30 protein-coding genes are annotated in these 19,967 nt (G+C 66.4%); 24 read left to right on the plus strand and 6 right to left on the minus strand.

Features of this window, described 5'->3' with window-relative positions:
• On the plus strand, nucleotides 1-396 hold a 396-nt coding region (locus FV230_RS07645; RefSeq protein ID WP_281408262.1), incomplete at its 5' end, for a Sua5 family C-terminal domain-containing protein.
• 178 nt (nucleotides 397-574) lie between these two features.
• Here FV230_RS07645 and wrbA read toward each other — a convergent pair.
• A complete protein-coding gene (gene wrbA, locus FV230_RS07650) occupies nucleotides 575-1,174 on the minus strand; it encodes an NAD(P)H:quinone oxidoreductase (RefSeq protein WP_147728527.1) in 600 nt (199 codons plus the stop codon).
• A gap of 140 nt (nucleotides 1,175-1,314) precedes the next feature.
• Between wrbA and FV230_RS07655 the strand changes: the two genes are divergently transcribed.
• Nucleotides 1,315-2,208, plus strand: coding sequence for a LysR family transcriptional regulator (locus FV230_RS07655; RefSeq protein ID WP_147841913.1), 894 nt, complete (start codon nucleotides 1,315-1,317; stop codon nucleotides 2,206-2,208).
• Between the two features lie 21 nt (nucleotides 2,209-2,229).
• Here the strand turns inward: FV230_RS07655 and greA are convergent, their stop codons facing one another.
• The 3 genes from greA to FV230_RS07670 all read right to left on the minus strand — a co-directional run bounded on the left by greA (nucleotide 2,230) and on the right by FV230_RS07670 (nucleotide 4,471).
• Nucleotides 2,230-2,697 carry a transcription elongation factor GreA gene (greA, locus tag FV230_RS07660; protein ID WP_147841914.1) on the minus strand — a complete coding sequence of 156 codons (468 nt, stop codon included), beginning with the start codon at nucleotides 2,695-2,697 and terminating at the stop codon, nucleotides 2,230-2,232.
• Nucleotides 2,698-2,780: 83 nt separating this feature from the next.
• Nucleotides 2,781-3,767: an MDR family oxidoreductase gene (locus tag FV230_RS07665; protein ID WP_147841915.1), complete on the minus strand. Its 987-nt coding sequence runs from the start codon at nucleotides 3,765-3,767 to the stop codon at nucleotides 2,781-2,783.
• A 98-nt stretch (nucleotides 3,768-3,865) separates the two neighbouring features.
• Complete coding sequence (locus FV230_RS07670; protein WP_147728531.1) at nucleotides 3,866-4,471, minus strand: hypothetical protein; 606 nt, start codon at nucleotides 4,469-4,471, stop codon at nucleotides 3,866-3,868.
• 549 nt (nucleotides 4,472-5,020) lie between these two features.
• On the opposite strand from FV230_RS07670, the gene FV230_RS07675 reads away from it, so the two are divergent.
• Complete coding sequence (locus FV230_RS07675) at nucleotides 5,021-5,314, plus strand: hypothetical protein (protein ID WP_147841916.1); 294 nt, start codon at nucleotides 5,021-5,023, stop codon at nucleotides 5,312-5,314.
• 48 nt (nucleotides 5,315-5,362) lie between these two features.
• On the opposite strand, the gene FV230_RS07680 is transcribed toward FV230_RS07675, so the two are convergent.
• Nucleotides 5,363-5,587 (minus strand): hypothetical protein, encoded by a 225-nt coding sequence (locus tag FV230_RS07680; RefSeq protein WP_147841917.1) that lies wholly within the window; start codon nucleotides 5,585-5,587, stop codon nucleotides 5,363-5,365.
• Nucleotides 5,588-6,585: 998 nt separating this feature from the next.
• A complete protein-coding gene (locus tag FV230_RS07685) occupies nucleotides 6,586-7,323 on the minus strand; it encodes a LexA family transcriptional regulator (protein WP_147841918.1) in 738 nt (245 codons plus the stop codon).
• A 92-nt stretch (nucleotides 7,324-7,415) separates the two neighbouring features.
• Between FV230_RS07685 and FV230_RS07690 the strand changes: the two genes are divergently transcribed.
• From FV230_RS07690 to FV230_RS07785, 21 genes are all read left to right on the plus strand, one after another.
• Nucleotides 7,416-7,697, plus strand: a complete 282-nt coding sequence (locus tag FV230_RS07690) for a helix-turn-helix domain-containing protein (protein ID WP_147841919.1) — start codon at nucleotides 7,416-7,418, stop codon at nucleotides 7,695-7,697.
• On the plus strand, nucleotides 7,697-8,671 hold the full coding sequence (locus tag FV230_RS07695; RefSeq protein WP_147841920.1) for a ParB N-terminal domain-containing protein: 975 nt from the start codon (nucleotides 7,697-7,699) through the stop codon (nucleotides 8,669-8,671). The genes FV230_RS07690 and FV230_RS07695 overlap by 1 nt, the downstream gene beginning before the upstream one ends.
• Complete coding sequence (locus FV230_RS07700) at nucleotides 8,668-10,884, plus strand: DDE-type integrase/transposase/recombinase (protein ID WP_147841921.1); 2,217 nt, start codon at nucleotides 8,668-8,670, stop codon at nucleotides 10,882-10,884. Before FV230_RS07695 ends, FV230_RS07700 begins: the two co-directional genes overlap by 4 nt.
• 62 nt (nucleotides 10,885-10,946) lie before the next feature.
• Nucleotides 10,947-11,729 (plus strand): ATP-binding protein, encoded by a 783-nt coding sequence (locus FV230_RS07705; protein ID WP_147841922.1) that lies wholly within the window; start codon nucleotides 10,947-10,949, stop codon nucleotides 11,727-11,729.
• Nucleotides 11,729-12,337, plus strand: a complete 609-nt coding sequence (locus FV230_RS07710; RefSeq protein WP_147841923.1) for a hypothetical protein — start codon at nucleotides 11,729-11,731, stop codon at nucleotides 12,335-12,337. Before FV230_RS07705 ends, FV230_RS07710 begins: the two co-directional genes overlap by 1 nt.
• Nucleotides 12,334-12,714, plus strand: coding sequence for a transcriptional regulator (locus FV230_RS07715; protein ID WP_147841924.1), 381 nt, complete (start codon nucleotides 12,334-12,336; stop codon nucleotides 12,712-12,714). The genes FV230_RS07710 and FV230_RS07715 overlap by 4 nt, the downstream gene beginning before the upstream one ends.
• A complete protein-coding gene (locus FV230_RS07720) occupies nucleotides 12,715-13,017 on the plus strand; it encodes a hypothetical protein (RefSeq protein ID WP_147841925.1) in 303 nt (100 codons plus the stop codon).
• On the plus strand, nucleotides 13,004-13,627 hold the full coding sequence (locus FV230_RS07725; protein ID WP_147841926.1) for a host-nuclease inhibitor Gam family protein: 624 nt from the start codon (nucleotides 13,004-13,006) through the stop codon (nucleotides 13,625-13,627). Before FV230_RS07720 ends, FV230_RS07725 begins: the two co-directional genes overlap by 14 nt.
• Nucleotides 13,624-13,869 carry a hypothetical protein gene (locus FV230_RS29455; protein WP_187275426.1) on the plus strand — a complete coding sequence of 82 codons (246 nt, stop codon included), beginning with the start codon at nucleotides 13,624-13,626 and terminating at the stop codon, nucleotides 13,867-13,869. Before FV230_RS07725 ends, FV230_RS29455 begins: the two co-directional genes overlap by 4 nt.
• Nucleotides 13,866-14,249: a hypothetical protein gene (locus tag FV230_RS29460; RefSeq protein ID WP_187275427.1), complete on the plus strand. Its 384-nt coding sequence runs from the start codon at nucleotides 13,866-13,868 to the stop codon at nucleotides 14,247-14,249. The genes FV230_RS29455 and FV230_RS29460 overlap by 4 nt, the downstream gene beginning before the upstream one ends.
• Before the next feature lie 91 nt (nucleotides 14,250-14,340).
• The gene (locus FV230_RS07735) at nucleotides 14,341-15,048 is read left to right on the plus strand and encodes a regulatory protein GemA (RefSeq protein WP_187275428.1); all 708 of its coding nucleotides are present in this window, start codon (nucleotides 14,341-14,343) and stop codon (nucleotides 15,046-15,048) included.
• Nucleotides 15,038-15,448, plus strand: a complete 411-nt coding sequence (locus FV230_RS07740; protein WP_147841929.1) for a hypothetical protein — start codon at nucleotides 15,038-15,040, stop codon at nucleotides 15,446-15,448. Before FV230_RS07735 ends, FV230_RS07740 begins: the two co-directional genes overlap by 11 nt.
• 3 nt (nucleotides 15,449-15,451) lie before the next feature.
• Nucleotides 15,452-15,820 carry a hypothetical protein gene (locus tag FV230_RS07745; RefSeq protein WP_147841930.1) on the plus strand — a complete coding sequence of 123 codons (369 nt, stop codon included), beginning with the start codon at nucleotides 15,452-15,454 and terminating at the stop codon, nucleotides 15,818-15,820.
• The gene (locus FV230_RS07750; RefSeq protein WP_147841931.1) at nucleotides 15,817-16,515 is read left to right on the plus strand and encodes a DUF2786 domain-containing protein; all 699 of its coding nucleotides are present in this window, start codon (nucleotides 15,817-15,819) and stop codon (nucleotides 16,513-16,515) included. Before FV230_RS07745 ends, FV230_RS07750 begins: the two co-directional genes overlap by 4 nt.
• Complete coding sequence (locus FV230_RS07755) at nucleotides 16,515-16,916, plus strand: sigma-70 region 4 domain-containing protein (protein WP_147841932.1); 402 nt, start codon at nucleotides 16,515-16,517, stop codon at nucleotides 16,914-16,916. The genes FV230_RS07750 and FV230_RS07755 overlap by 1 nt, the downstream gene beginning before the upstream one ends.
• A 120-nt stretch (nucleotides 16,917-17,036) precedes the next feature.
• Complete coding sequence (locus tag FV230_RS29465; protein ID WP_187275429.1) at nucleotides 17,037-17,825, plus strand: glycoside hydrolase family protein; 789 nt, start codon at nucleotides 17,037-17,039, stop codon at nucleotides 17,823-17,825.
• 12 nt (nucleotides 17,826-17,837) lie between these two features.
• Nucleotides 17,838-18,368 carry a hypothetical protein gene (locus FV230_RS07765; protein WP_147841933.1) on the plus strand — a complete coding sequence of 177 codons (531 nt, stop codon included), beginning with the start codon at nucleotides 17,838-17,840 and terminating at the stop codon, nucleotides 18,366-18,368.
• Between the two features lie 36 nt (nucleotides 18,369-18,404).
• A complete protein-coding gene (locus tag FV230_RS07770) occupies nucleotides 18,405-18,830 on the plus strand; it encodes a hypothetical protein (protein WP_147841934.1) in 426 nt (141 codons plus the stop codon).
• Between the two features lie 4 nt (nucleotides 18,831-18,834).
• Complete coding sequence (locus FV230_RS07775) at nucleotides 18,835-19,245, plus strand: hypothetical protein (protein WP_147841935.1); 411 nt, start codon at nucleotides 18,835-18,837, stop codon at nucleotides 19,243-19,245.
• Nucleotides 19,242-19,667: a hypothetical protein gene (locus tag FV230_RS07780; RefSeq protein WP_147841936.1), complete on the plus strand. Its 426-nt coding sequence runs from the start codon at nucleotides 19,242-19,244 to the stop codon at nucleotides 19,665-19,667. The genes FV230_RS07775 and FV230_RS07780 overlap by 4 nt, the downstream gene beginning before the upstream one ends.
• On the plus strand, nucleotides 19,664-19,966 hold the full coding sequence (locus tag FV230_RS07785; protein ID WP_147841937.1) for a hypothetical protein: 303 nt from the start codon (nucleotides 19,664-19,666) through the stop codon (nucleotides 19,964-19,966). The genes FV230_RS07780 and FV230_RS07785 overlap by 4 nt, the downstream gene beginning before the upstream one ends.
• The last annotated feature ends 1 nt before the right edge of the window (nucleotide 19,967 follow it).

Consider the following 19,967-nt stretch of genomic DNA (forward strand, 5'->3'; position numbering starts at 1 on the left):
GCGTCGGCGTCGATCACCCGCGCGGCGATCGCGGCCGTGCTCGGGACGGCGTTGGCCGCACCGGCGCAGGACGATGCGGCCCGGCCGATCGGCCCCGGCCTCCTGGCCTCGCACTACGCGCCGCGGGCTACGTTGCGGCTCGACGCCGAGGTGGTCGAGCCCGAGGAGGCGGTGCTGCTGTTCGGTGCGTCGCGCCCGGTGGGGATCGAGCGCGCGCGCGCGGTCTCGAACCTCTCTCCGCGCGGCGACCTCACGGAGGCGGCGTCCCGCCTGTTCGCCGCCTTGCGCGACCTCGACGCGTCGGGAGCCGCGACGATCGCGGTATGCCGGATCCCCGCCGACGGCCTCGGCGAGGCGATCCTGGACCGGCTCGGACGGGCCGCCGCCCCGCGCTGAAAAAATCTTTCGTCCGGCGTGGAACCGGGGGTCGCGAGGGCTGTTTCCCTATCACGAAGGCCAGTTCAGCCCCCAATGGCCTTTTTCCTTCCAGGCTCGGAGCAATCCGAGCCTTTTTTCTTGCGCTTTTCTGGCAGCAGCGGGCCGAGGAAGCGAAGCGCCCCGGCCCTCGACGGCGTCAGCCCGCCAGCTTGGCGGCGATCCCGGCCACGTGCCGGCCCTGGAACTTCGCCCCCTCGAGCTCGATCGCGATCGGCTGGCGCGAGCCGTCGCCGCCGGCGATGGTACTGGCGCCGTAGGGCGTGCCGCCCGACACCGTCTGCACGTCGCTCATCCCCTTGAACGAGTAGGGAAGCCCGACGATCACCATGCCGTGGTGCAGCAGCACGGTGTGGAAGCTGGTGATCGTGGTCTCCTGCCCGCCATGCTGCGAGCCGGTGGAGGTGAACACCGAGCCGACCTTGCCGACGAGGGCGCCCGTCGCCCAGAGGCCGCCGGTCTGGTCGATGAACTGCTTCATCTGCGCGGCCATGTTGCCGTAGCGGGTCGGCGTGCCGAAGATGATCGCGTCGTAGTCGGCCAGCTCCTCGGGCTTCGCGATCGGGGCCGGCTGGTCGAGCTTGTAATGCGATTGCTTGGCGACCTCCTCCGGCACCAGCTCGGGCACGCGCTTCACGTGCACCTCGGCGCCGGTCTCGCGCGCGCCCTCGGCGGCGGCGTGGGCGAGCTGCTCCACGTGGCCCCAGGACGAATAGTACAGCACCAGGATCTTCGTCATCGTCGGCTTCCGTTCGCATGGCCGGGCGGCGATGCCGGGATCGGCGGCCGCCTCGCGCTCGCCCGAAGATCGTACCCGCCGGGCTTTGCGCAAATGCCCCGATCTGCAAGAACGATCTTGCGTGAATGCAAGGTCGATGGATGGCGACGCCCTGGGACGACTTTCGGCTGGTGAAGGCCATCGCCGACCATGGCGGATTGACCGCGGCCGCCGCACGCCTCGGCATCAACCACTCGACCGCGTTTCGGCGCCTCGCGGCGATCGAGGCGTCCGTCGGCGCACGCCTGTTCGAGCGCTCGCGTGCGGGCTACGCGGCGACGCAGGCCGGGATGGCGATGGTCGAGGCGGCCGGTGCGATGGAGGAGACCGCCGCGCGTTTCGCCCGCGACGTCGCCGGGCGCGCCTCGGAACCGACCGGCCTTCTCCGCATCACCGCGCCGTCGGGCCTGGTCACCGACCTGCTGATGCCGATCCTCGCCGATTTTCGCACCCGGTGCCCGGGGATCCGCCTCGACGTGGTGGTGTCCGACGACGCGCTGAACCTCTCGCGCCGCGATGCCGACGTGGCGGTCCGCGCCAGCAACGACCCGCCGCAGAACCTGTTCGGGCGCCGCCTCTCGACCGTCGGTTGGGCCCTCTACGGCCGCGCCGACGATACGGATCGCGACCCGCGGCGTGCGGATTGGGTGGCGCCGTCGGAGCAGGTCGGCGACGGCAGGTTCCTGCGCTTTGTCGCCGAGCACGGCGACCCGGACCGCATCGTGATGCAGCTGAACACGGTCGCCGGCCTGTGCGAGGCTGTGGAGGCCGGCATCGGCATCGGCCTGCTGCCCTGCCTCAGCGCCGATCGGCGGCCGGGTTTGCGCCGGCTGCGGCCACCCGATCCCCACTTCGCCGACGGCCTGTGGATGCTGACGCACCCGGACCTGCGCCATTCGGTGCGGGTCCGGGCCTTCATGGATTTCGTCGGCGATGCGGTCGTCGCGCTGCGCCCGGTCATCGAGGGCCGTACGGCGAACGACGGAACGGCTTAGCCGGGCGGGACAAACCGACGATCAGCCGGCCTTGATCTCGGTGATCTCGACTTCCTGCCCGTTCACCTCGACGACGTCGCCGACGCTCTTGCCGGTGATCGCCTTGGCGAGCGGGGCGACGTAGGCGATCGAGCCCTTGGCCGGATCGGCCTCGTCCTCGCCGACGATGTGGAAGGTCTGCCGGGTGTCGTCCTCGCGCAGCACGGTCACCGTCGAGCCGAAATGCACGGTGTCGCCCTCGACCGTCTCGACGAGCTGGGCCGTGCCGAGCCGCGTGGTCCAGTAGCGCAGGTCGCGCGTGACGCGGGCGGTGTCGGCCTTGTCATCGGGCGTCAGCTGGGCCTGCTCGGCCTGGAGGCGCGCGACCTCCTGCTCGATCTGCGCGAGCCCCGCCGGGGTGACGAAGTTGGTGTGGGGGGAGATCGGGCGGTCGGGGAGGTCCTCGAAGGCTTCCCCGCCCTCCTTCTCGCGAACGAATGCACTGCTCATGGGTCGAGAATGCCCCGGCTTGCGCCGCGGTTCCGTCCCGAAGCCGACTCATCGCCGGGGCGATCGGCGTTCGGCGTCGCGCGTCAGCCGATCTCGACCACCGTCCGGCCGCGGATCTTGCCCGAGAGGATGTCGGCTCCAAGCCCGCCGACCTCGGCGAGGCCGACGCGGTTCGTCATCGCCGCAAGCTTCTGCAGGTCGAGCTCGTCGGCCAGCCGCGCCCAGGCGGCGCGCCGCTTCGCCTGCGGCGTGGTCACGCTGTTGATGCCCAGCAGCGACACGCCGCGCAGGATGAAGGGGGCGACCGAGGTCGGCAGGTCCATGCCCTGCGCCAGGCCGCAGGCGGCGACCGCTCCGTCGGCCTTTGTCTGGGCGAGCACGTTGGCGAGCGTCGTCGAGCCGACGGCGTCGACGGCCACGGCCCAGCGCTCCTTGCCGAGCGGCTTGCCGGGCTTGCCGAGCTCGTCGCGGTCGACGATCTCGGCGGCGCCGAGGGACTTGAGATACTCCGCTTCCCCGGCGCGCCCGGTCGAGGCCATCACGTGCCAGCCGGCTCGCGCCAGCAGCGCGACCGCGACCGAGCCGACGCCGCCCGAGGCGCCGGTGACCAGGGCGGGACCGTCCTTCGGGGTCAGGCCGTGGGCGTCGAGCGCCATCAGGCAGAGCATCGCGGTGTAGCCGGCGGTGCCGATCGCCATCGCCTGCTCGGGCGACAGGCCGGCGGGCAGCGGCACCAGCCAATCGCCCTTCACCCGCGCCTTCTCGGCATAGGCGCCCAGATGCGTCTCACCGACGCCCCAGCCGGTGAGAACCACCGCGTCGCCGGGCTTGTAGTCGGGGTGGTCGGAGGCCTCGACGACGCCCGAGAAGTCGATGCCGGGGATCATCGGGAAACGGCGCACCACCGGCGACGCGCCGGTCATCGCCAGCCCGTCCTTGTAGTTCAGGCACGAATGGGTGACGCGGACGGTGACGTCGCCGTCCATCAGGTCGGCCTCGTCGAAATCGGTGAAATACAGGCTCTGACCGGCCTCGCCCTTCTCGATCACCCAAGCCTTGAACCGCGCCATGCTCGCCTCCCGATGCGTTCGGGGGACCTGTGGCGGGAGCGGCGCGAAATCAACCCGCCGGAGGGTCGGGCTCCGGCGGGGCGATGTGGACGGGGCTCTTAGTAGCCGTCGTAGAGGCTGCCCGAGGAGAAGCCGAGGCCGACGCCGATATCGGCCGAGCTCGCGCCGGCGATGCCGAGCGCGTCCGGGATCGAGCCGAACCGCGGCCCGCCGTAGCCGACGCCCTGGTAGCCGCCACCGTATCCGCCGCCATAGCCGCCGCCGACCGGCACCCAGCCCGAGCGGGCCGGCGCGACGAGGACGCGGCGGCTGACGCTGGCGTATTCCGGCGGGATCGTCTCAGGGATCGACTGGGCCGGCTGCACCAGCACGCGGCGGTGCTGCACCGTGAACTGCGGCGGGGTGGTGACCCAGCAGCCGATCAGCTCGCCGTAGGGCCCGCGCCGGGTCTGCCAGGTCCGGCCGCCGGGCGAGACCATCACCCGCTCCGACACGGTGTCGTAGACCGGCGGCGTGGTGCGGTAGATCGTGCGGGGCGGCCGCACCAGCACGTTTTCCTGCACGGTATCGAACACCGGCGGGGTCGAGACGTGGCGGTAGCATTCGGAGCCGTAGCAGCCGCCGGCCGAAGCGGGCGATGCGACGAGGACGGCACCGGCGAGGGCGGCGAAGAGCAGGGTGTTTCGGGCGACCGGCGCGGTCATGACGGCTTCCTCTGATACGCGGAACGAAAGGGATGACGCGAAGGGCGCGCACATCTCGACGCTCAAGAGGCCGTCGGGTTGCTGTACAAGCAAGCACTATCCGAAAGTAGGGTAAAATTAACCCTCGATCCGGAGTACGTAGTTACCGTCTACGTAAGTAAATCCTCGATGAATTGAATTGCAGAATTTTGGTTGTCCTCGAATTGTGACCCGCAGAACCGAATGGCATAGGCGGGATTAGGCGGTTTTCGCCGGGGTTCGGTGGTCAAAGCCCTTTCAGTATCGACACTTATGGGGGATTTGCGAACTCGAAAGGCCGGATTTCTGGCGCAAGATCAAATGGCACAGTTTCGGAGCCCGCTCGACATTTCTGGAGCCTTTCCCCTAAGGCCTGCTCCGGGTGGAGCTTCGAAGTGGGATGATTGGCGCAACCAGTCTGAGGTCGGCCGAAAATGAGAAAAGCGCAACGGATCAGGGGCCTTAGAACCTGTGGCCCTAAATCGAAGTGGGATGCTAAGTGGGATGCTAGCTCAACCACTTCGAAGGCATATGAGCATGGAACCGGGTGGTCTGAATTTCCTGGCGACGAGCCTGGCCCTTGCCGCTGAGTATCGAGACGCAGGCATCTCACCGGATGACGCCGAGCGCCTCGGCAGAGGCCACGCGCTGATCGCAAAGGTTGAGAACGCGACGTCTATCGACGAATTGCGCGGTGTGATGAGGGACCTGGTGCGGGATCTATACCGGCTCGGGCATCCCGTTCCACCTTGGTCAAAGCCCGAGCCTGATCCACCAGCTGAACTGTCGCCGCATCAACCTGCGCCACCGGTTTTTGGTCGCTGATCCTTTGCATCTTTGGATGAAACGGACCGCGCACTTACCGGTGCCGTCTTAGAACGGCAGATCAGAGAAAATCGGGGGCACCCTTCCATGGATCGCCAGCACGACAGGCTCTTCCATATCGCCGATGTCAGGATCGCCGTCCTGGCGCAATGCGACGACGCCGATCCGGCTCTCCGCTAGTCGTTCCGCAAGCGTCAAAGCGTGCCCTTCATTCCGGGCTGTCCGCGTCTCCTCCGGCTCGACCCCTTTGCCCTTTTCCCGGAACGTCTGCACTCTGAAGCTCTGTTTAGTTTTCGACATTGGCCACACCCTTGTGTAGGAAGGATGTTGCAATGAGAACAAAGTGTGAACAAGCGGAATTTTAATAGGCTGTGGACAACCGGTGCGCTGACGTTCGGCCTGGATGAAACATCTTGAATTCATAAGATGCCGGCAAGAAGCTACGATATAAAGAGGCTATAATTATGTTTAATCAAATAGGCCCTTTAATTCTGCATAATCATAAAATATGGATTAACACTGAGTTGCGTCCCGTTAACAAGGTAATTATAATATTGCGCGCATTGAAAATAAAAATACCTTAGACAACAGTCTTCATTACCGCCTCGCTGATTTGTAATGGAAGGACTGTTTTCTATATGGCCGCCTATAGTATCGGGATCGAGGGTTGCAATAGGTCGTAAGCACCCAATTGCAGGCGAAGGACAATCGAGAAATAGCCAAAGTATTACTATTGAGCAAATTTCAAAGTCGAACTGCGCCACCCATACGTTTTTAGTTTGAGGTAATACGAAACGTCGCTTCAATGAACATGCAAATATAGCAAAAATAGGCGTCAGTTCGGCTGATTTATAACTATCCAAAACAATCCTTTCACCTCGTTTTTTAGTTGGAGCAAAGTGCTCGTCAGATATATCGGGCATCATGCGACTAAAAATAGGACAAAAATTTGACGGCGTTTTTATACATGACGTTATTAAATGCGTATTTATTTGCGACCCATCTGAGAGTGTCCGCGTTTGTTTAATAAGATTATTGTCTTTGCTTTCCATGCTTACGTGAATAGAGTATCTATTATCGATTATACGCACGCCATTTTTATCAGCCTGAGGTTTGGTATGATCGGTATAATGTGATTTCACGTTCAGTATCAGATCACCTTTGCTTTGTTCGTATATAGAAAATGCAGATCGAATTTTTCCATTCACTTCAAGAAGAAATTTACGTGATTTCCTAGCCATATTAGTACTTTCACTTTAATATAGACATTTTTAGATAGGTCTACCAAACCATGCTACTCGCGCCTGAAAATTCAGATTGTTCACCTCGTCACGCGCAACCGTTTCGGCAGGATACCGGTCATTGTCTGAGATCAGCATCAGGCCGCCGAAGGCGAGCAGTGAAACACGTTTCACGACGACGAGGCCGTTCACGACGAGCACGTAGATCTTGCCGTTGACCACTTCGCCGTAGCCGCGGTCGAGCAACATGAGATCGCCGTCTTGGATCGTCGGGAACATGCTGTCGCCGTGTGCTTCGATGAACTCCGCGTTGACCGGCGTGATACCGAGGGATCGCAGCCAATTTTGACGGAAGGCGATGTTGCGCGGGGCTTCAGCGCCGGTAGCGACCGTAGCTAGGCCTGGCCCCGCTGAGGCGCGGACCTCAAGATGCGGGATCAGCACGAAATCTTCTGGCGCAGTCAGCTCGTCATCGTTCAATCGCATGCCGATTTTGTCGCCGACAACGCTGTTGCCAGGGGTCTCTGCGGGCAGTTTTCTGCCTAGGAGTGCATCTATCGATGTGCCGCAGGCGACGGCAATCCTATGGAGCTTCGTCAGCTTCGGGTCGGCGGCCGCGGCCATGTAGCTGTTGAGTGTGCGTAGCGGTACGCCAGAAGCTTCTGCAACATAAGCGTTTCCGCCTGCTGCTCGCACAGCGAGCTTCAGCCTCTCGGCTATGTCGCGGATCTCGGAGGCATCGGCCTCATCCGCCACTTCGCTAACCATAAACTGCCCGCCAGTGCCGTTTGCTGCTTGACTGAGAGTGCAGAAATCTGCACGTTCTAGAAAGCAAGTCCTCAAAGCGAGGTTAACGGTTCATGTCGGACGCGGATAGCCGCACTCCTGTCGAGGAGGGCTGGCACCAACAGGACATTCTGGCAGCTATTCGGAAGAAGGGCGCCACCGTCTCCTCGCTGAACCGTGACAACGGCTTCCGGCCGGGCGTCCTGCGCACGGTGTTCTACAAGCGCTGGCCCGGTGGCCAGCGCATCATCGCCGACTTCCTCCAGGTGCCGGTCGAGGAGTTGTGGCCGCACTGGTACGGCCCAGGCGGCACCCTCAAGCCGCTCCAGGGCGCTACGCGCGGGCGGGCTGCCTGATGCAGACCCTCGTCGAACGCTATCAGCTCGCCCACTCGGCCGAAGCTGCGCCGAGGATCGTCGAGCTTCCCCTCGACGACATCTACGATGGCGATCGCCTCCGCGACATCGATCCGGCCTGGGCGTCCGCCCTGGCTGCCGACTTCGAGGCGGGCGGCGAGCCGCCGCCGATCGTGGTGCGACCGCGGGCTGACGACGACCGCTTCGAGCACTCGTACGCGCTCGTCGCTGGCGGCCACCGCAAAGCGGCCTATCGCCTACTCGGCCGTCGCACGATCCTCTCCGAGATCCGTCCGATCACCCGCCTCCAGGGACGCCTCGTCGAGATCGAGGAGAACTTGTTCCGGCATGAACTGAACGCGCTCGACCGCGCTGTCTTCCTCGCTGAGCACAAGGCTGTCTACGAGGAGCTTCACCCTGCGACTGCACATGGTGGCGATCGTAAGTCGAAGAAAGGAAAGGATGAAATCAAGTGGCAAGGTTTGCCACTTGATCCGAAGCGCTTCACGAAGGCTGCCGCAGAGCGTTGCGGCCTTTCAGAGCGTTCCATCCGTTCTTCCATCGCCCTCGTCGAAGCTCTCTCCCCCGAAGTCATCGTTCTGCTTCGCGGTACGGACGCCGCCCGCAACGCTTCCGAACTCCAGCGCATCGCCGCCGAGCCGGCCGAACGTCAGGTGTGCCTGGCGCGCTTGCTGAAGGACGGTAAGGCCGACAGCGTTGCCCAGGCCCGCCTCGCCGCCGGCGACGCACCCGCCGGTGAGGGCGATCCGCAGGAGGATCTGTTCCGGCGCATGGTCTCGAACTGGGAGCGGCTCGACGCCAAGACCCGCAAGCGCTTCCTCCAGCATGCCGGTCTCGTCGCGACCGAGCGCAAGCCCCGTGAGCGCACGCAGACCGCCCTCGAGGCCCTCCGCGACCCGCGTCAGGCGGAGCTTGAAGACGCGATTGAAGCCACCCGGAAGGGCGGCGCATGAAGCTGTGGTTCACTGCCCAGGAAATCGGCGATCTCGCTTTGCCGGGCCTTCCGGCCACGAAGCGGAACGTCAACGTCTTCGCTGCGGTCTCGGGATGGGCGGGTCGGCCTGGGCTGAGCAGGCCGCACCGTGGTCCCGGCGGCGGCGTCGAATACCATCTCGATCTTCTGCCGCCGGACGCGCGCCGCGCCTATGTCGAACGGTTGATGCCGGACGCGGTGCCGGAGGCCGTTGCCGAAGCCGCTGAGGCCGAGCCGGCCGCTGCGCATCTTCGTGATGATGCAGCCGAGGCGCGCGATGCCCGGCTTGCGATCTTGGCCGCGGCCGACCGCATCTTCGCCAGCGCCAAGCTGCCTCGTCTGAACGCCGACTTGCTCGCGGTGGCCGATTTCACCGCCGGGCGCCTCTCTCTCCCGGCATGGGTCCACACAGCGGTGCCGAAGCTCACCCTGCGCACCCTCCAGCGCTGGCGGGCGGCAGCCAGGGATGGGCGGACCGCCGCCCTCGGCGTCGATCGTGGTGCCTCCCGGCGCGGGCTCGGCGTTCTCGATACGGCCGAGGACGGACAGGTGAGGGTCTACGGTCTCGCGCTGATCGCTCGCCAGCCGCACCTGTCGGCGGACCACGTCCGAGAAATGCTCTGCGCCCGCTTTGGCGAGAGCCTGACCGTGATCAAGGCCGGCGGCGTGGTGAAGACGGTGCCGATGCCGCCGATCCGCACCGTCCAGGATGCGCTGCGCCGCTGGAAGACGACGGAGAAGGTCGCGCTCGCCGCGATCACCAATCCGGACGCCTACAAGAGCCGCTACAAGCTCGCCGGCAACAACGCGGCCGGCTACGTCTCCCGGCTCAACGAGGTCTGGCAGATCGATGCCTCGCCCATGGACGCCCTGTGCGTCGACGGGCGGCATTCGGTCTACCTCGCCCTCGATATCTGGTCCCGTCGCGTCGTCGTCTACGTCTCGAAGACGCCTCGCGCCGAGGCTGTCGGCCTGTTGCTGCGCCGGGCGATCCTCGCCTGGGGCGTGCCGGAGCGGATCAAGACCGACAACGGCTCGGACTTCACCGCGAAGGCCTCCCAGCGCCTGCTGGCCAGCCTCGGGATCGCGCACGAGCTGTCTCCGGCCTTCACGCCGGAGGACAAGGGCCACGTCGAGCGCGCGATCGGCACCTTCCAGCGCGACCTGGGGCCGATCCTGCCCGGCTTCGTCGGCCATAGCGTTGCCGACCGGAAGGTGATTGAGGCCCGCCGCGCGTTCTCGGCTCGGATCAACGACCACGACGACGCCAAGGCGTTCTGCGTCGAGCTGAGCGGGCACGATCTTCAGGAGTATTGCGACGCCTGGGCGGAGAACCGCTACCAGCACCGCAAGCACGCCGGCCTGCGCGAGCGCGCCGACCTCGCGATCCGCACGCCCTTCGGTGCGGCCGCCGCCTTCACCGGTGCAATCCAGCGGATCGAGGATGTCCGCGCGCTCGATCTCCTCCTCGCGCCGGTCGCCGGCAAGGACGGCATCCGCACCGTGGGCAAGCAGGGCATCCGCATCGAGCGGTCGTTCTACCTCGCCCCCCAAGTCATGCCGGATACGCAGGTGTTCGTCCGCATGGACCCGAGCGATCTCGGGCGCGCCTACCTCTTCGCGCTCGATGGCGGAGAGTACCTTGTCGAGGCGATCTGCCCCGAGATCCTGGGCGTCGATCCGGTTGAAGCCGTTGCGCTGGCCAAGGATGCGCGCAAGGCGCTGATCGACAGTCGGACCGCCGCCATCCGCCGCGAGGCGAAAGCGATCAGGCCGCGCGACTTCGCCGACACGATCCTCGGCCGGGCCGCGGCCGCGTCGAGCAAGGTGGTCGCGTTCCCACGTCCGTCTGCCGTCCACACCACACCGGAGATCGAGGCCGCGGGCCATGCCGCCCGGCGCACCAATCCGAGGCCGGCGCGGTTCGGCGCCGATAGCGCGGCGATGCTGGCGCAGATCGAGGCTGAGATCGTGGCTCCGGCCGCCCTGCCCCGTCCGAAGGTCACCGAGCTACGGCCGGTGGACCCGAAGCTCGAACGCTTCCGTCGCGCCCTCGACATCCAGCGGCGGCTGAAAGCCGGCGCCGAGGTGGCGGCGCAAGAAGCCTTCTGGCTCGGCAGCTACGCCGAGGGCCACGAATACAAGGCCATGGCCGGCTTTGTCGAAGATTTCGGCGAAGAAGCCCTCGGCTGACCTTCGCACGAAAAAAAAGGCCCCGGGTCAACCGGGGCCATCAAGTTCAGACAGAGGCATCAATGACCGCATCAGGCACCGAAAACAAGGTCCACAACTTCGCCGCCCTCAAGAACGTCGCCCTGCTCTCGGGTCTGGTGGCGGAGCTTCAGAGCATGTCGATCCATGAGGATCGCATGGGTGTGTTCTACGGCATGTCGGGCTGGGGGAAGTCCCGCGCCTGCCGCTACGCTCGCACCAAGTATCGGGCCGTCTACGTCGAGGTCCGGGACACCTGGACCCGCAAGTATCTCCTGCGCTCGATCCTGATCGAGATGGGCGTGAACAATCCGACCGGCCCCATGGCCGCGATGGAAGACCACGTGATCCAGCTCCTGGGCCAGGAGATGGACCGGCCGCTGATCATCGACGAGGCGGACAAGCTCGTCGACAAGGGCATGATCGAGCTGATCCGCTCGATCTACGATGCCTCGAAGGCCCCGGTGGTGCTCGTCGGCGAGGAAGTTCTCCCGGCGAAGCTCTCTCGCACCGAGCGCGTGGCACGCCGTTCGGAGACACGGGTCGCGGCCCAGCCCTGCGATCTGTCCGACACGCGCAAGCTCGCTGCGGCCTTCTACCCGTCGCTGAACATCGAAGACGCGCTGCTGGAGCGCCTTCGGGCCGAAACCCAGGGCAACGCTGCCCGCATCATCCGAAACCTGAAGCAATTCTCCGAGTGGGCGCGCAACGCCGGCCGACGGGACGTGACGGTCGCGGAATACGAGCCGCCGATGATCACCGGCGAACTCCCCGTTGCCCGTTCGTCCACCAGCTCGATCATCCCCATGCGCCGGAGGGCTTCCTGATGGATCGCATCCGGGTCGACGTCGCGCTCCCGCGCGGCCCCGAGCACTACTGGCGGATGATGGTCGAGCTGACCCGGAGCGCAGGCGGCTTCACCGTCACCGACATCTGGCAGCTCACGAACAGCCGGAGCCGCCAAACCATCAAGGGCTACGTCCACCATTGCCGCGATACCGCGGCGATCGAGGCCGTAACCACCGGCGCCAACGGTGCCGTCAGCTACCGGGTCGTTAACCTTAACGGCTTGGCTCCGGTGGTCCGGCGCGACGACTTCCGCGATCAGCGTGGGCGCATCCAGGAACAGATCTGGACCACCATCCGCGGACTGCCCCAGTTCACGATCCGCGAGCTGGCGATCGAGGCGAGCACGGACGAAGTCACGGTCTGCGAGCGGGCGGCAAAGGACTACGTCCATGCCCTGCGCGAGGCCGGCTACCTCATCACGGTCCGGCCAAGCGTGCGGCTGAAGACGCCCGGCATCTTCCGCCTGGCGCCCGGCCTTAACACCGGCCCCAAGGCACCGGCCATCCTCCGGACCCGGTTCGTGTTCGACCGCAACCGCGAGGTGCCCATGGGTGCCGCGCTCGGGACGGCGGAGGACGCAGCATGAGTGCGCCCAAGGTCACCTTCACCCTGAAGGCTGAACTCGCCTGGGGCGACGCCATCACGCCCGAGATCCGTGCGCTTGCGGAGTGCGCCGACGCCCGCTCGGCAAAGGACGCAGCCAAGACGATCGGCATGTCGCCGGCGACCGTCAGCCACCTGCTCGCCGGCCACACGGAAAACCACGACCTCGATGGCATCTACGCCCGTATCCGGGGCGCTCTGCTCGGCGAAACGGTCTCCTGCCCAGCCTGGGGCGACATCCGCCGCGACGAATGCCTGACCCAGCAGGCGATGCCCTTCTCCCCAACCAGCTCGGCCCGCGCGGAGTGCTACCGCGCCTGCCGCTCGGGCTGCCCGCACTCTCGCTTGAAGGGGGCTTGAATGGCCGAGCTGCTCCCCCTCCTGACGATCCCGGAGACACTCGAAGTGGCTGCAGCGCTCCGCAGCCGGCTCGAAACCGCCCGCGATGCCCGCCGGGCAATCACCGGCGCGTCGACCTCGGCGATCGCCTCGATGGCCGTCCTCGTCGGCCAGTTCGACGCCATCGCCAAGGCGGCCGCGATCTTCACCCTGCGCAACCGCGATCACGCCGCCTGGGAGGATCTCCAGGCGCTGCTGCTGACCACCGGGCACCTGCCCCTTCCCGAACTCACTGCACAGGAGCCGACCCATGGCGAAAGCTAAGACGAAGGCTGCCGGCACGAACCTGCCGGTTCCGCAGAACGACGCTGACGCTGAGCAGCTGATCGCGAGGCTCGGCGTGCTCCAGCGTGAGGACACCGAGGCCAAGGCGACGCACGACGCTGTGGTCGCGGCTCTGGAGGAGAAGCGCGGGACCGCCGTGAAGGTCTTCCAGGAAGTCCAGGGCGTAATCGTGGACGCGCTCAACGTATGGGCCACGGCAAACCGCGACCGTCTGACCAATGGCGGCAAAACGAAAACGGTGCGGCTGCCGACAGGCTCGATCCTGTGGCGGGATGGCAAATACTCGGTGAAGCACCGGGGCCTCAAGAACGAAGACGTGGTGATCGCCATCAAACAGCGCATCACAACTTTGCAGGTGAAAATCGCGGAAGCGAGGAAGCAGCGACGCGTAAAGCAAGTGCCTCCCCTGGTCGCTGAGATCATAGCCTTGGAAGGGTTCCTCCGAGAGAAGGTCGAGCCAAACAAGGAGGCGATGCTCGCCGCGCGGGAGATCGCTGAGACGATCCCCGGTGTGACGGTGCCACGAGGCGGCGAAGAGTTCGTTGTCGAGCCGCTCGCCTCGCAGATCGGCGAGGTCGCGTCGTCATGATCACCGTCCTCGCCTTCGTCGCCCTCGAATGGTCTGCCGCCGCGCTCGCCGTGGCCGCTGCCGTCTACGCGGCCGCCACCGGCTCACTGCTCATCACCGGGATCTCGGCCGCCGCGGCGATCGTCGCCGGCTTTCTCCGGGCTATCGCCTTCGGCCGGGCGACCGCTCGGCGCAGCGACGACATGCTGGCGGGCCTCCGGCCGGTGCTCCGCCCCGCCAACGACGAGCGGGGGGCGTCATGACGAACCGTCTGGGCCTCACGCGTAAGCAGCGCGAGCTGCTCGACTTCGTGAGCGCCGAACTCGAAGCCGGCCGGCCATCGCCCAGCCTCGCCGAGATCGGTGCGCACATGGGGATCGCGAACCGCTCCGGTGTTCACCGCCTGGTCGCGTGCGTGATCGAACGCGGGTGGCTGGTGAATGAGCCCAAGCTCTCGCGAAGCCTCGCCCTGCCGGGCGTCCGACCAGTCTCAGCTGCTGAAGTTCGTGACGCGTCACCGGTATCCATCACGATCCCGGCCCACCTTGCAGCCCGCCTGGCCGCGCATTGCAAAGCCCGGCGGCGGCGGGTTGGAGAGGTGGTTTCTGAAGCCCTGGACAGTCACCTTCGGTGGCCGTCATGAGCACCCTGCAGATGATTGGCGCTGCCTACCTGCTCCTGTCAGCGGGATGCGCGATCGGGTTTGTCGCCGCGAACCTGCTGCGGGGGGCGAAATGACCCCCGCTCGCATCGCTCCGGGGCAGATCCGGGCCATTCACGCGATCAAGACCCGCACCCGCCTCGACGACGGCTCCTATCGCGCGATGCTCGGCAGCTTCGGCGTGGTCTCGTCGAAGGATCTCAGCCACGACGAGGCGGCCCGCCTGCTGTCCCGCCTGCGCGACATCCCCGGTGCCGACCGCCCGGCGCTGCCGGCGGCGACGGGCCGCTACGCCCCGAAGCTCCAGGCCATGTGGATCGCGCTGTGGAACCTCGGCGCGGTCCGCAACAGCCGCGACAGCGCGATGCACGCGTTCCTGGAGCGCCAGACCGGCATCGAGCACACCCGCTTCCTGCGCGACGCTAGGGACGCCTCTGCCGCCGTCGAGGCGCTGAAGGCTTGGCTCGTCCGTGAGGGCGTCGCCTGGCCCGAGATCACGAAGGATCGGGCGACGGACCTTCTCGCGATGAAGCTCGCGATCGTGCGGGCGCAGTGGCAGCGCGGGATAGCGCTCGGCGTAATCGAGGCCATGGGCCGAGCCGAGGACTGCGACGGCCTGCAGAACTATGCCTCGTCGGTGCTGTACGGCGCACCGCGCCGGCTCGGCGCCATCGACGATCCTCGCCTTACCCCGGCCGATCTCGACAAGGTCTCGGCCGCGCTCGGCCGCAAGATCCGTCGGACAAAGTCCGCCGCTGGGGAGGCGCTCAATGTCGATTGAAGCACGCATCCCCGAGGCGTGGCGGCACCCGGCCTTTCACGACATGCGTCGGCGCATTGAGACGCTGGAGGAGGAGAACCGGCAGCTTCGCGACCTGATGAAGCCAGCGGTCGTGTTCCCTCTGGCCTGGGGCCTGACGCGGCGCGAGGCAGACCTCTTGGCCATCGTTTACGGCGGCCAGGGCTGCGTCCGCTGGGCGGTCATCCGCGCGATGTTCTTCGAGCTGGGCGACGATCGCTCCAAGGACGTGATCACGGTCTTCCTCTCGAAGGCGCGTCCGAAGCTCAAAGCTCAGGGCGTGACCATCGAGACGCGGCATGGCGTAGGCCTGATGCTGCCCGCCGAGAGCCGCAGCATCATCGACGGAGCCTTGTCGGCCATGGCCGGGCGGGGGGGCTAGCTGATGGTCACGCCCTACTACCCTCCCCGGAAACCCGCGCCGCTAAAGCGCCAGGTCCAGTGTCTAACCTTTGCGGCGGTGGAGCACGCGAACGGATACTGGAGCTACATCGCCCGCTACGGCGACATCACGGCCTACACCATGAAGGGGTGGCCGGACGCCACGAAGTGGATGGATCTGCCGGAGTGCCTAGCCGATGCGGCCCGGACGCTGGCGTACTTCGCTGAGCACGAGACGGAGATCCGCGCCTTCCTCGCGATGACGCCCGACACGCGGGCGGCGGTCGCCTCCCATGGTGCGATCGTTGCCGAGCTGGCTCGCGAGCTGGCGAAGCGCGAGGCCGTAGCCAAGGCCGGAGGGCCGAAGCGATGAGCCGCGCTCGCATGAAGGAAAAAATCGCGGCGCTACGGGCGAAGACGCGCTCGGCCGGCTGCACCGAGGCCGAGGCGATGGCCGCCGCCGAGCTGGCCGCGAAGCTGATGGCAGATCACGGCCTGTCGGACGCCGAGATGACGATGTCTGAGGCGTCGGCGCGGGAGGATACCAGTCGAGCGACGTGGCGGACGCCGCTGGCCGAGGCCATCGCCCACTGCACGAACACTGCGGCGATCCTGCTGGTGGATGGCCAGGATGGCGGGTCCGAGATCCTGTTCATGGGTCGAGATCCCGGCCCGGAGATCGCGATCTACCTGCGCGACGTGTGCTTCCGCGCCGTGGCGCGCGAGCTGAAGGCGTTCAAGGCCGCCACGTTCTACCGGCGCCGGCGCACCGTCGCGACCCGCCGCCAGGCAGCATCCGACTTCGTCGCCGCGCTCGTGCAGCGCCTGATGAACCGCCTGATGGTGCTGTTCTGCCCGACCGTCGACAAGACGGCCCGGCTGGAGGCTCGCGCTGCGCTTCAAGTCCGCTTTGAAGGAGGCGTCGCGATGCGGATGCCCGAGCGGAAGATGCGGTTCTCGGATGCGGCCGCGGCCGGCTGGGTCGCGGGGGGCAATGTCGCTCTCAACCACGGCCTCGGCGCGGATGCCGGGCCCGGCGTTGCCCTCCTCGGCGAGCTGGGCGACTGATGACCGGCGCCGCCTACTACATGCGCCTCGACGAGCTGGTGGACGTGATCGGCGACGTCGCCGCGCTCCGGCTCGTCTCGGCCATGGGCGGCACCCGGTTCTACGTCCGGCAGAAGATCCCGGCCGACAGCGCGATCGTCGCCGCGATCGGTATGGAGGCCGCGCAGATCCTGGCCGACCATATCGCGACTGGCATCGGCGGCCTGGCCGTCGAGATCCCGTGCGGTCCCGCGAGCCAGATGGCACAGTATCGCCGCCGGTTGCTGGAGATGGCAGACACGCCCGGTCTGACTGAGGCGCAGATCGCCCGCGAGATGGGCGTGCATTCCCGGACGGTCCGGCGAGCGAGAGCCAAGCTCCGCGACGGCGCGGACGACGACGATCAGGGCCAGTTGTTCTAGCGCCACGCCGGGCTATTCTGCCGGCGAATAGCGGCCTCCCCCATCGGACCCGGACAGGTGTCCGGGGTACGCCGAGGCACCCCATCAGCCACCGTCACCCGACGAATTTCCGGGGCGACCATGGCTCGACAGACCACCGAACGCGGCAAGGAATTTCTCTCGTCGTTCGAGGGGGTCGTGCTGAAGGCCTACCCCGATCCCGGCACCGGCAAGGCGCCATGGACGATCGGCGTCGGGCACACGGCCGCCGCCGGTGCCCCGGTGGTGGTGAAGGGCATGGTCATCACCCATGCGACTGCGATGGATATCCTGTCGCGCGATCTGGTGGTCTTCGAGAGCTGGCTCAACAAGCTCGTGAAGGTCGAGATCACGCAAGCGCAGTTCGATGCGCTCGCCTCCCTGATCTTCAACATCGGCCCAGGCAACTTCCAGAAATCCAGCGTGCTGCGGCTGTTGAACAAGGGCGACAAGCTCGGCGCTGCCGCCGCGTTCGCCTCGTGGAACAAGGCCGCCGGCAAGGTGATGTCCGGCCTCGTGCGCCGCCGCGCGGCCGAGCGCACCCTCTTCGAGACCGGCTACTACGGCTCGGCGATCGCTGCCAACGACGACGAGACGGTCGGTGTCGTGATGGCCAGTGGCTCGCCTCACCCGGAGGGCGTGCGCGCGCTCCAGGCCGACCTGATCTCGCTCGGCCTTCTGCCGGTCGGCGACGACGACGGCGACTTCGGCCGGGAGACCGAGGCGGCCGTGCGCGCCTTCCAGCTCAAGCACGCTCTCACGGTCGACGGCCGCGCCGGGCCTGCAACCCGCTCCGCCATGGCGGCCGCCCTCAAGAAGGCCGCCAAGCCGATCGCGGTCGCGATGTTCCCGCTCCGCGACCAGCCCCTCGACCTTCCCGCCGCAGCCTGACCGGAGGCTCCCATGTACGCCCTGTTTCCGCTCCGCCCCTACGTCTCGGCCATGCTCCAGCGCATCGCCGTCCTGGTGATCGCGCTGCTGATCCTCTTCGTCGTGCCGGCCCTCGCCCACGCGGCCGACGGCACGACGATCGCCCTCGGGCCTCTGCTCGGCGAGTTGCGCGGCGGCATCGAGATCGTTGCCGGCATCGTCATCACCATCGCCGTCACGGTGCTGGGCCTGCTGGTGCGGAAGTATTTCGGGGTCAGCATCGACCAGAAGTACCTCGACGCCCTGAAGGGCGTGCTCGCGGACGGGGCGCACGTGGCGCTCGATCGCGCCCAGGCCTCGTCGGAGACGATCAGCCTCGACGTGAAGTCGGCCGCCGTCGTTCACCTGGTCGACCACGCCCGGCTGATCGTGCCGGTCGCTGTGAAGCGCCTGAAGCTCGACGACGACAAGCTAGGGGAGATGGCGCTCGCGCAGATCCTGAAGGCGCTGCCGGTCCCGGCTGCCATCGTCGCCGACCCGGTCCCGCCGGCCGGCGCCGCCTAGCTCTCGCTGACCGTCGACAGGTTCAAGGATCATCCCGTGAAGCGCGTTGCCGCCGCCACCGTCACCCCGCTCGTCCGCTTCGTCGAGTGGATGTTCGGCCCGCTCGCCCAGGGGATCGACCTCCTGCTGTTCCTGTTCGCGGCGGCCTGGGGCGGCCTGATGATCTTCCGGCCCAAGATCTTCGACGTCGGCACCTTCGTCGGGATGCAGTGGCTACCGGATTTCACCTGGATCGCGATGTTCGGCGTCCTGACGGCCTGGCACGCCGCCGGCATGTTCCTCGGCCACCGGCGGGCGCTGCGCTACTCCGCCTGCCTGTTCTCGGCCTGGATCTGGATCACCGTCTCGGCGAGCTTCGCCACCATCGAGATCACGACCGGCGTGCTCTGCTACGGCATCGTCGGCTCCTTCGCCCTGTGCGGTGCGCTCTACCTCTCGGGTCAGCCCCGCAAGCCGGTATAGTCGCGTGGGGAACGACAAGAATATCGAGCTGGCGCTCCGCGTCCTCGACGGCTCCGGGCCGATTGGCTTCTACATCGCCGCGGCGATCGTTGGGCTGACCCTCGCCGTCATCGTGTTCGCCCGCGTCGCCGGCCTGTTCGACGGCACCCGGACGGACGCCCAGAAGACCGGCTTCCTCGATCGGGTGCTCGCCCAGTACGACAAGCTCGCCGCGAGCGAGGAAGCGCTTCGCAAACAGGCCGAACGCCTGGAGGCCGAGAACGACGGACTGAAGGATCGCTCGCGCGAGCTTCAGACCAGCATCGAGCTGCTCCGCGTCCAGATCCGCAGGGCGATCGACCTCTTGTCTGCCGTCCGAGATGGCAAGCTCCAGCCGGCCGACGTCGGCGCCGAGCTGGCGGAGCTGGTGAAATGATCGACCCGTGGTTCGGAGCCACTGTCGCAGCGGTCATCCTGCTGGTGTTCTGCCTCGGCCTCGTCGTCCCGAGGCGGCCGCGCGTGGTCCGAACGACGCTGGCCACCGGCAAGCTCGATGCGATCAGCCTCCGCCTCGATCAGCTTGAAGCGAAGCGAGACCTGCGCCTCGATCAATTGGAGGCGAAGCAGGACAAGAACGACCACGACGTGCGCAACATTCGCATGGCGATGGAGAGCGTCCCGACCAAGTCGGCGATGAACAAGGTGCTCGTCGAAGTCGCGACGCTGACCGGCAAGGTAGAGGGCATGCACGATACGCTCTCGACCAACGGTCATTCGCTGCGGCGGATCGAAGACTTCCTGGTCAAAGCCGCCATCGACAACATCGCAGCCGCCAAAGGATCTGAGGCCCACAAATGACCTCGTCGTTCACCCGTCATCTCGAACAGGACGCTCGGCTCGTCATGCTGACGGAGCTGTATCGCCAGCCCGCCGGCCGCCTCAGCGAAGCCGGGCTGGAGCAGGCCCTGATGGCCTTCGGGCATGATCGCTCACGCGATTGGACCCGGACCCAGATGCGCGAGATGGAAGAGCTGGGCGCCATCGTGCTGACCGAGGCTCACACCGTCCTGATCGCCCAGATCACGAAGGCCGGCGTGAAGCACGTGCTGCGGCAGTCCAAGATCGAGGGCATCAAAGAACCCGTCGTGGGGGTCTGAG

It is taken from the genome of Methylobacterium sp. WL6 (assembly GCF_008040095.1).
Classification (GTDB): Bacteria; Pseudomonadota; Alphaproteobacteria; order Rhizobiales; family Beijerinckiaceae; genus Methylobacterium.

Excerpts from the sequence above, each read along its gene's own strand:
- FV230_RS29460 (WP_187275427.1), top strand. The coding sequence starts at position 13,866 with ATGACGAACCGTCTGGGCCTCACGCGTAAGCAGCGCGAGCTGCTCGAC.
- FV230_RS07735 (WP_187275428.1), top strand. The coding sequence starts at position 14,341 with ATGACCCCCGCTCGCATCGCTCCGGGGCAGATCCGGGCCATTCACGCG.
- FV230_RS29455 (WP_187275426.1), top strand. The coding sequence starts at position 13,624 with ATGATCACCGTCCTCGCCTTCGTCGCCCTCGAATGGTCTGCCGCCGCG.
- FV230_RS07785 (WP_147841937.1), top strand. The coding sequence starts at position 19,664 with ATGACCTCGTCGTTCACCCGTCATCTCGAACAGGACGCTCGGCTCGTC.
- FV230_RS07740 (WP_147841929.1), top strand. The coding sequence starts at position 15,038 with ATGTCGATTGAAGCACGCATCCCCGAGGCGTGGCGGCACCCGGCCTTT.
- greA (WP_147841914.1), bottom strand. The coding sequence starts at position 2,697 with ATGAGCAGTGCATTCGTTCGCGAGAAGGAGGGCGGGGAAGCCTTCGAG.
- FV230_RS07745 (WP_147841930.1), top strand. The coding sequence starts at position 15,452 with ATGGTCACGCCCTACTACCCTCCCCGGAAACCCGCGCCGCTAAAGCGC.
- FV230_RS07655 (WP_147841913.1), top strand. The coding sequence starts at position 1,315 with ATGGCGACGCCCTGGGACGACTTTCGGCTGGTGAAGGCCATCGCCGAC.
- wrbA (WP_147728527.1), bottom strand. The coding sequence starts at position 1,174 with ATGACGAAGATCCTGGTGCTGTACTATTCGTCCTGGGGCCACGTGGAG.
- FV230_RS07765 (WP_147841933.1), top strand. The coding sequence starts at position 17,838 with ATGTACGCCCTGTTTCCGCTCCGCCCCTACGTCTCGGCCATGCTCCAG.
- FV230_RS07750 (WP_147841931.1), top strand. The coding sequence starts at position 15,817 with ATGAGCCGCGCTCGCATGAAGGAAAAAATCGCGGCGCTACGGGCGAAG.
- FV230_RS07720 (WP_147841925.1), top strand. The coding sequence starts at position 12,715 with ATGGCCGAGCTGCTCCCCCTCCTGACGATCCCGGAGACACTCGAAGTG.
- FV230_RS07675 (WP_147841916.1), top strand. The coding sequence starts at position 5,021 with ATGAGCATGGAACCGGGTGGTCTGAATTTCCTGGCGACGAGCCTGGCC.
- FV230_RS07695 (WP_147841920.1), top strand. The coding sequence starts at position 7,697 with ATGCAGACCCTCGTCGAACGCTATCAGCTCGCCCACTCGGCCGAAGCT.
- FV230_RS07705 (WP_147841922.1), top strand. The coding sequence starts at position 10,947 with ATGACCGCATCAGGCACCGAAAACAAGGTCCACAACTTCGCCGCCCTC.
- FV230_RS07690 (WP_147841919.1), top strand. The coding sequence starts at position 7,416 with ATGTCGGACGCGGATAGCCGCACTCCTGTCGAGGAGGGCTGGCACCAA.
- FV230_RS07715 (WP_147841924.1), top strand. The coding sequence starts at position 12,334 with ATGAGTGCGCCCAAGGTCACCTTCACCCTGAAGGCTGAACTCGCCTGG.
- FV230_RS07725 (WP_147841926.1), top strand. The coding sequence starts at position 13,004 with ATGGCGAAAGCTAAGACGAAGGCTGCCGGCACGAACCTGCCGGTTCCG.
- FV230_RS07780 (WP_147841936.1), top strand. The coding sequence starts at position 19,242 with ATGATCGACCCGTGGTTCGGAGCCACTGTCGCAGCGGTCATCCTGCTG.
- FV230_RS07755 (WP_147841932.1), top strand. The coding sequence starts at position 16,515 with ATGACCGGCGCCGCCTACTACATGCGCCTCGACGAGCTGGTGGACGTG.
- FV230_RS29465 (WP_187275429.1), top strand. The coding sequence starts at position 17,037 with ATGGCTCGACAGACCACCGAACGCGGCAAGGAATTTCTCTCGTCGTTC.
- FV230_RS07685 (WP_147841918.1), bottom strand. The coding sequence starts at position 7,323 with ATGGTTAGCGAAGTGGCGGATGAGGCCGATGCCTCCGAGATCCGCGAC.
- FV230_RS07710 (WP_147841923.1), top strand. The coding sequence starts at position 11,729 with ATGGATCGCATCCGGGTCGACGTCGCGCTCCCGCGCGGCCCCGAGCAC.
- FV230_RS07670 (WP_147728531.1), bottom strand. The coding sequence starts at position 4,471 with ATGACCGCGCCGGTCGCCCGAAACACCCTGCTCTTCGCCGCCCTCGCC.
- FV230_RS07700 (WP_147841921.1), top strand. The coding sequence starts at position 8,668 with ATGAAGCTGTGGTTCACTGCCCAGGAAATCGGCGATCTCGCTTTGCCG.
- FV230_RS07665 (WP_147841915.1), bottom strand. The coding sequence starts at position 3,767 with ATGGCGCGGTTCAAGGCTTGGGTGATCGAGAAGGGCGAGGCCGGTCAG.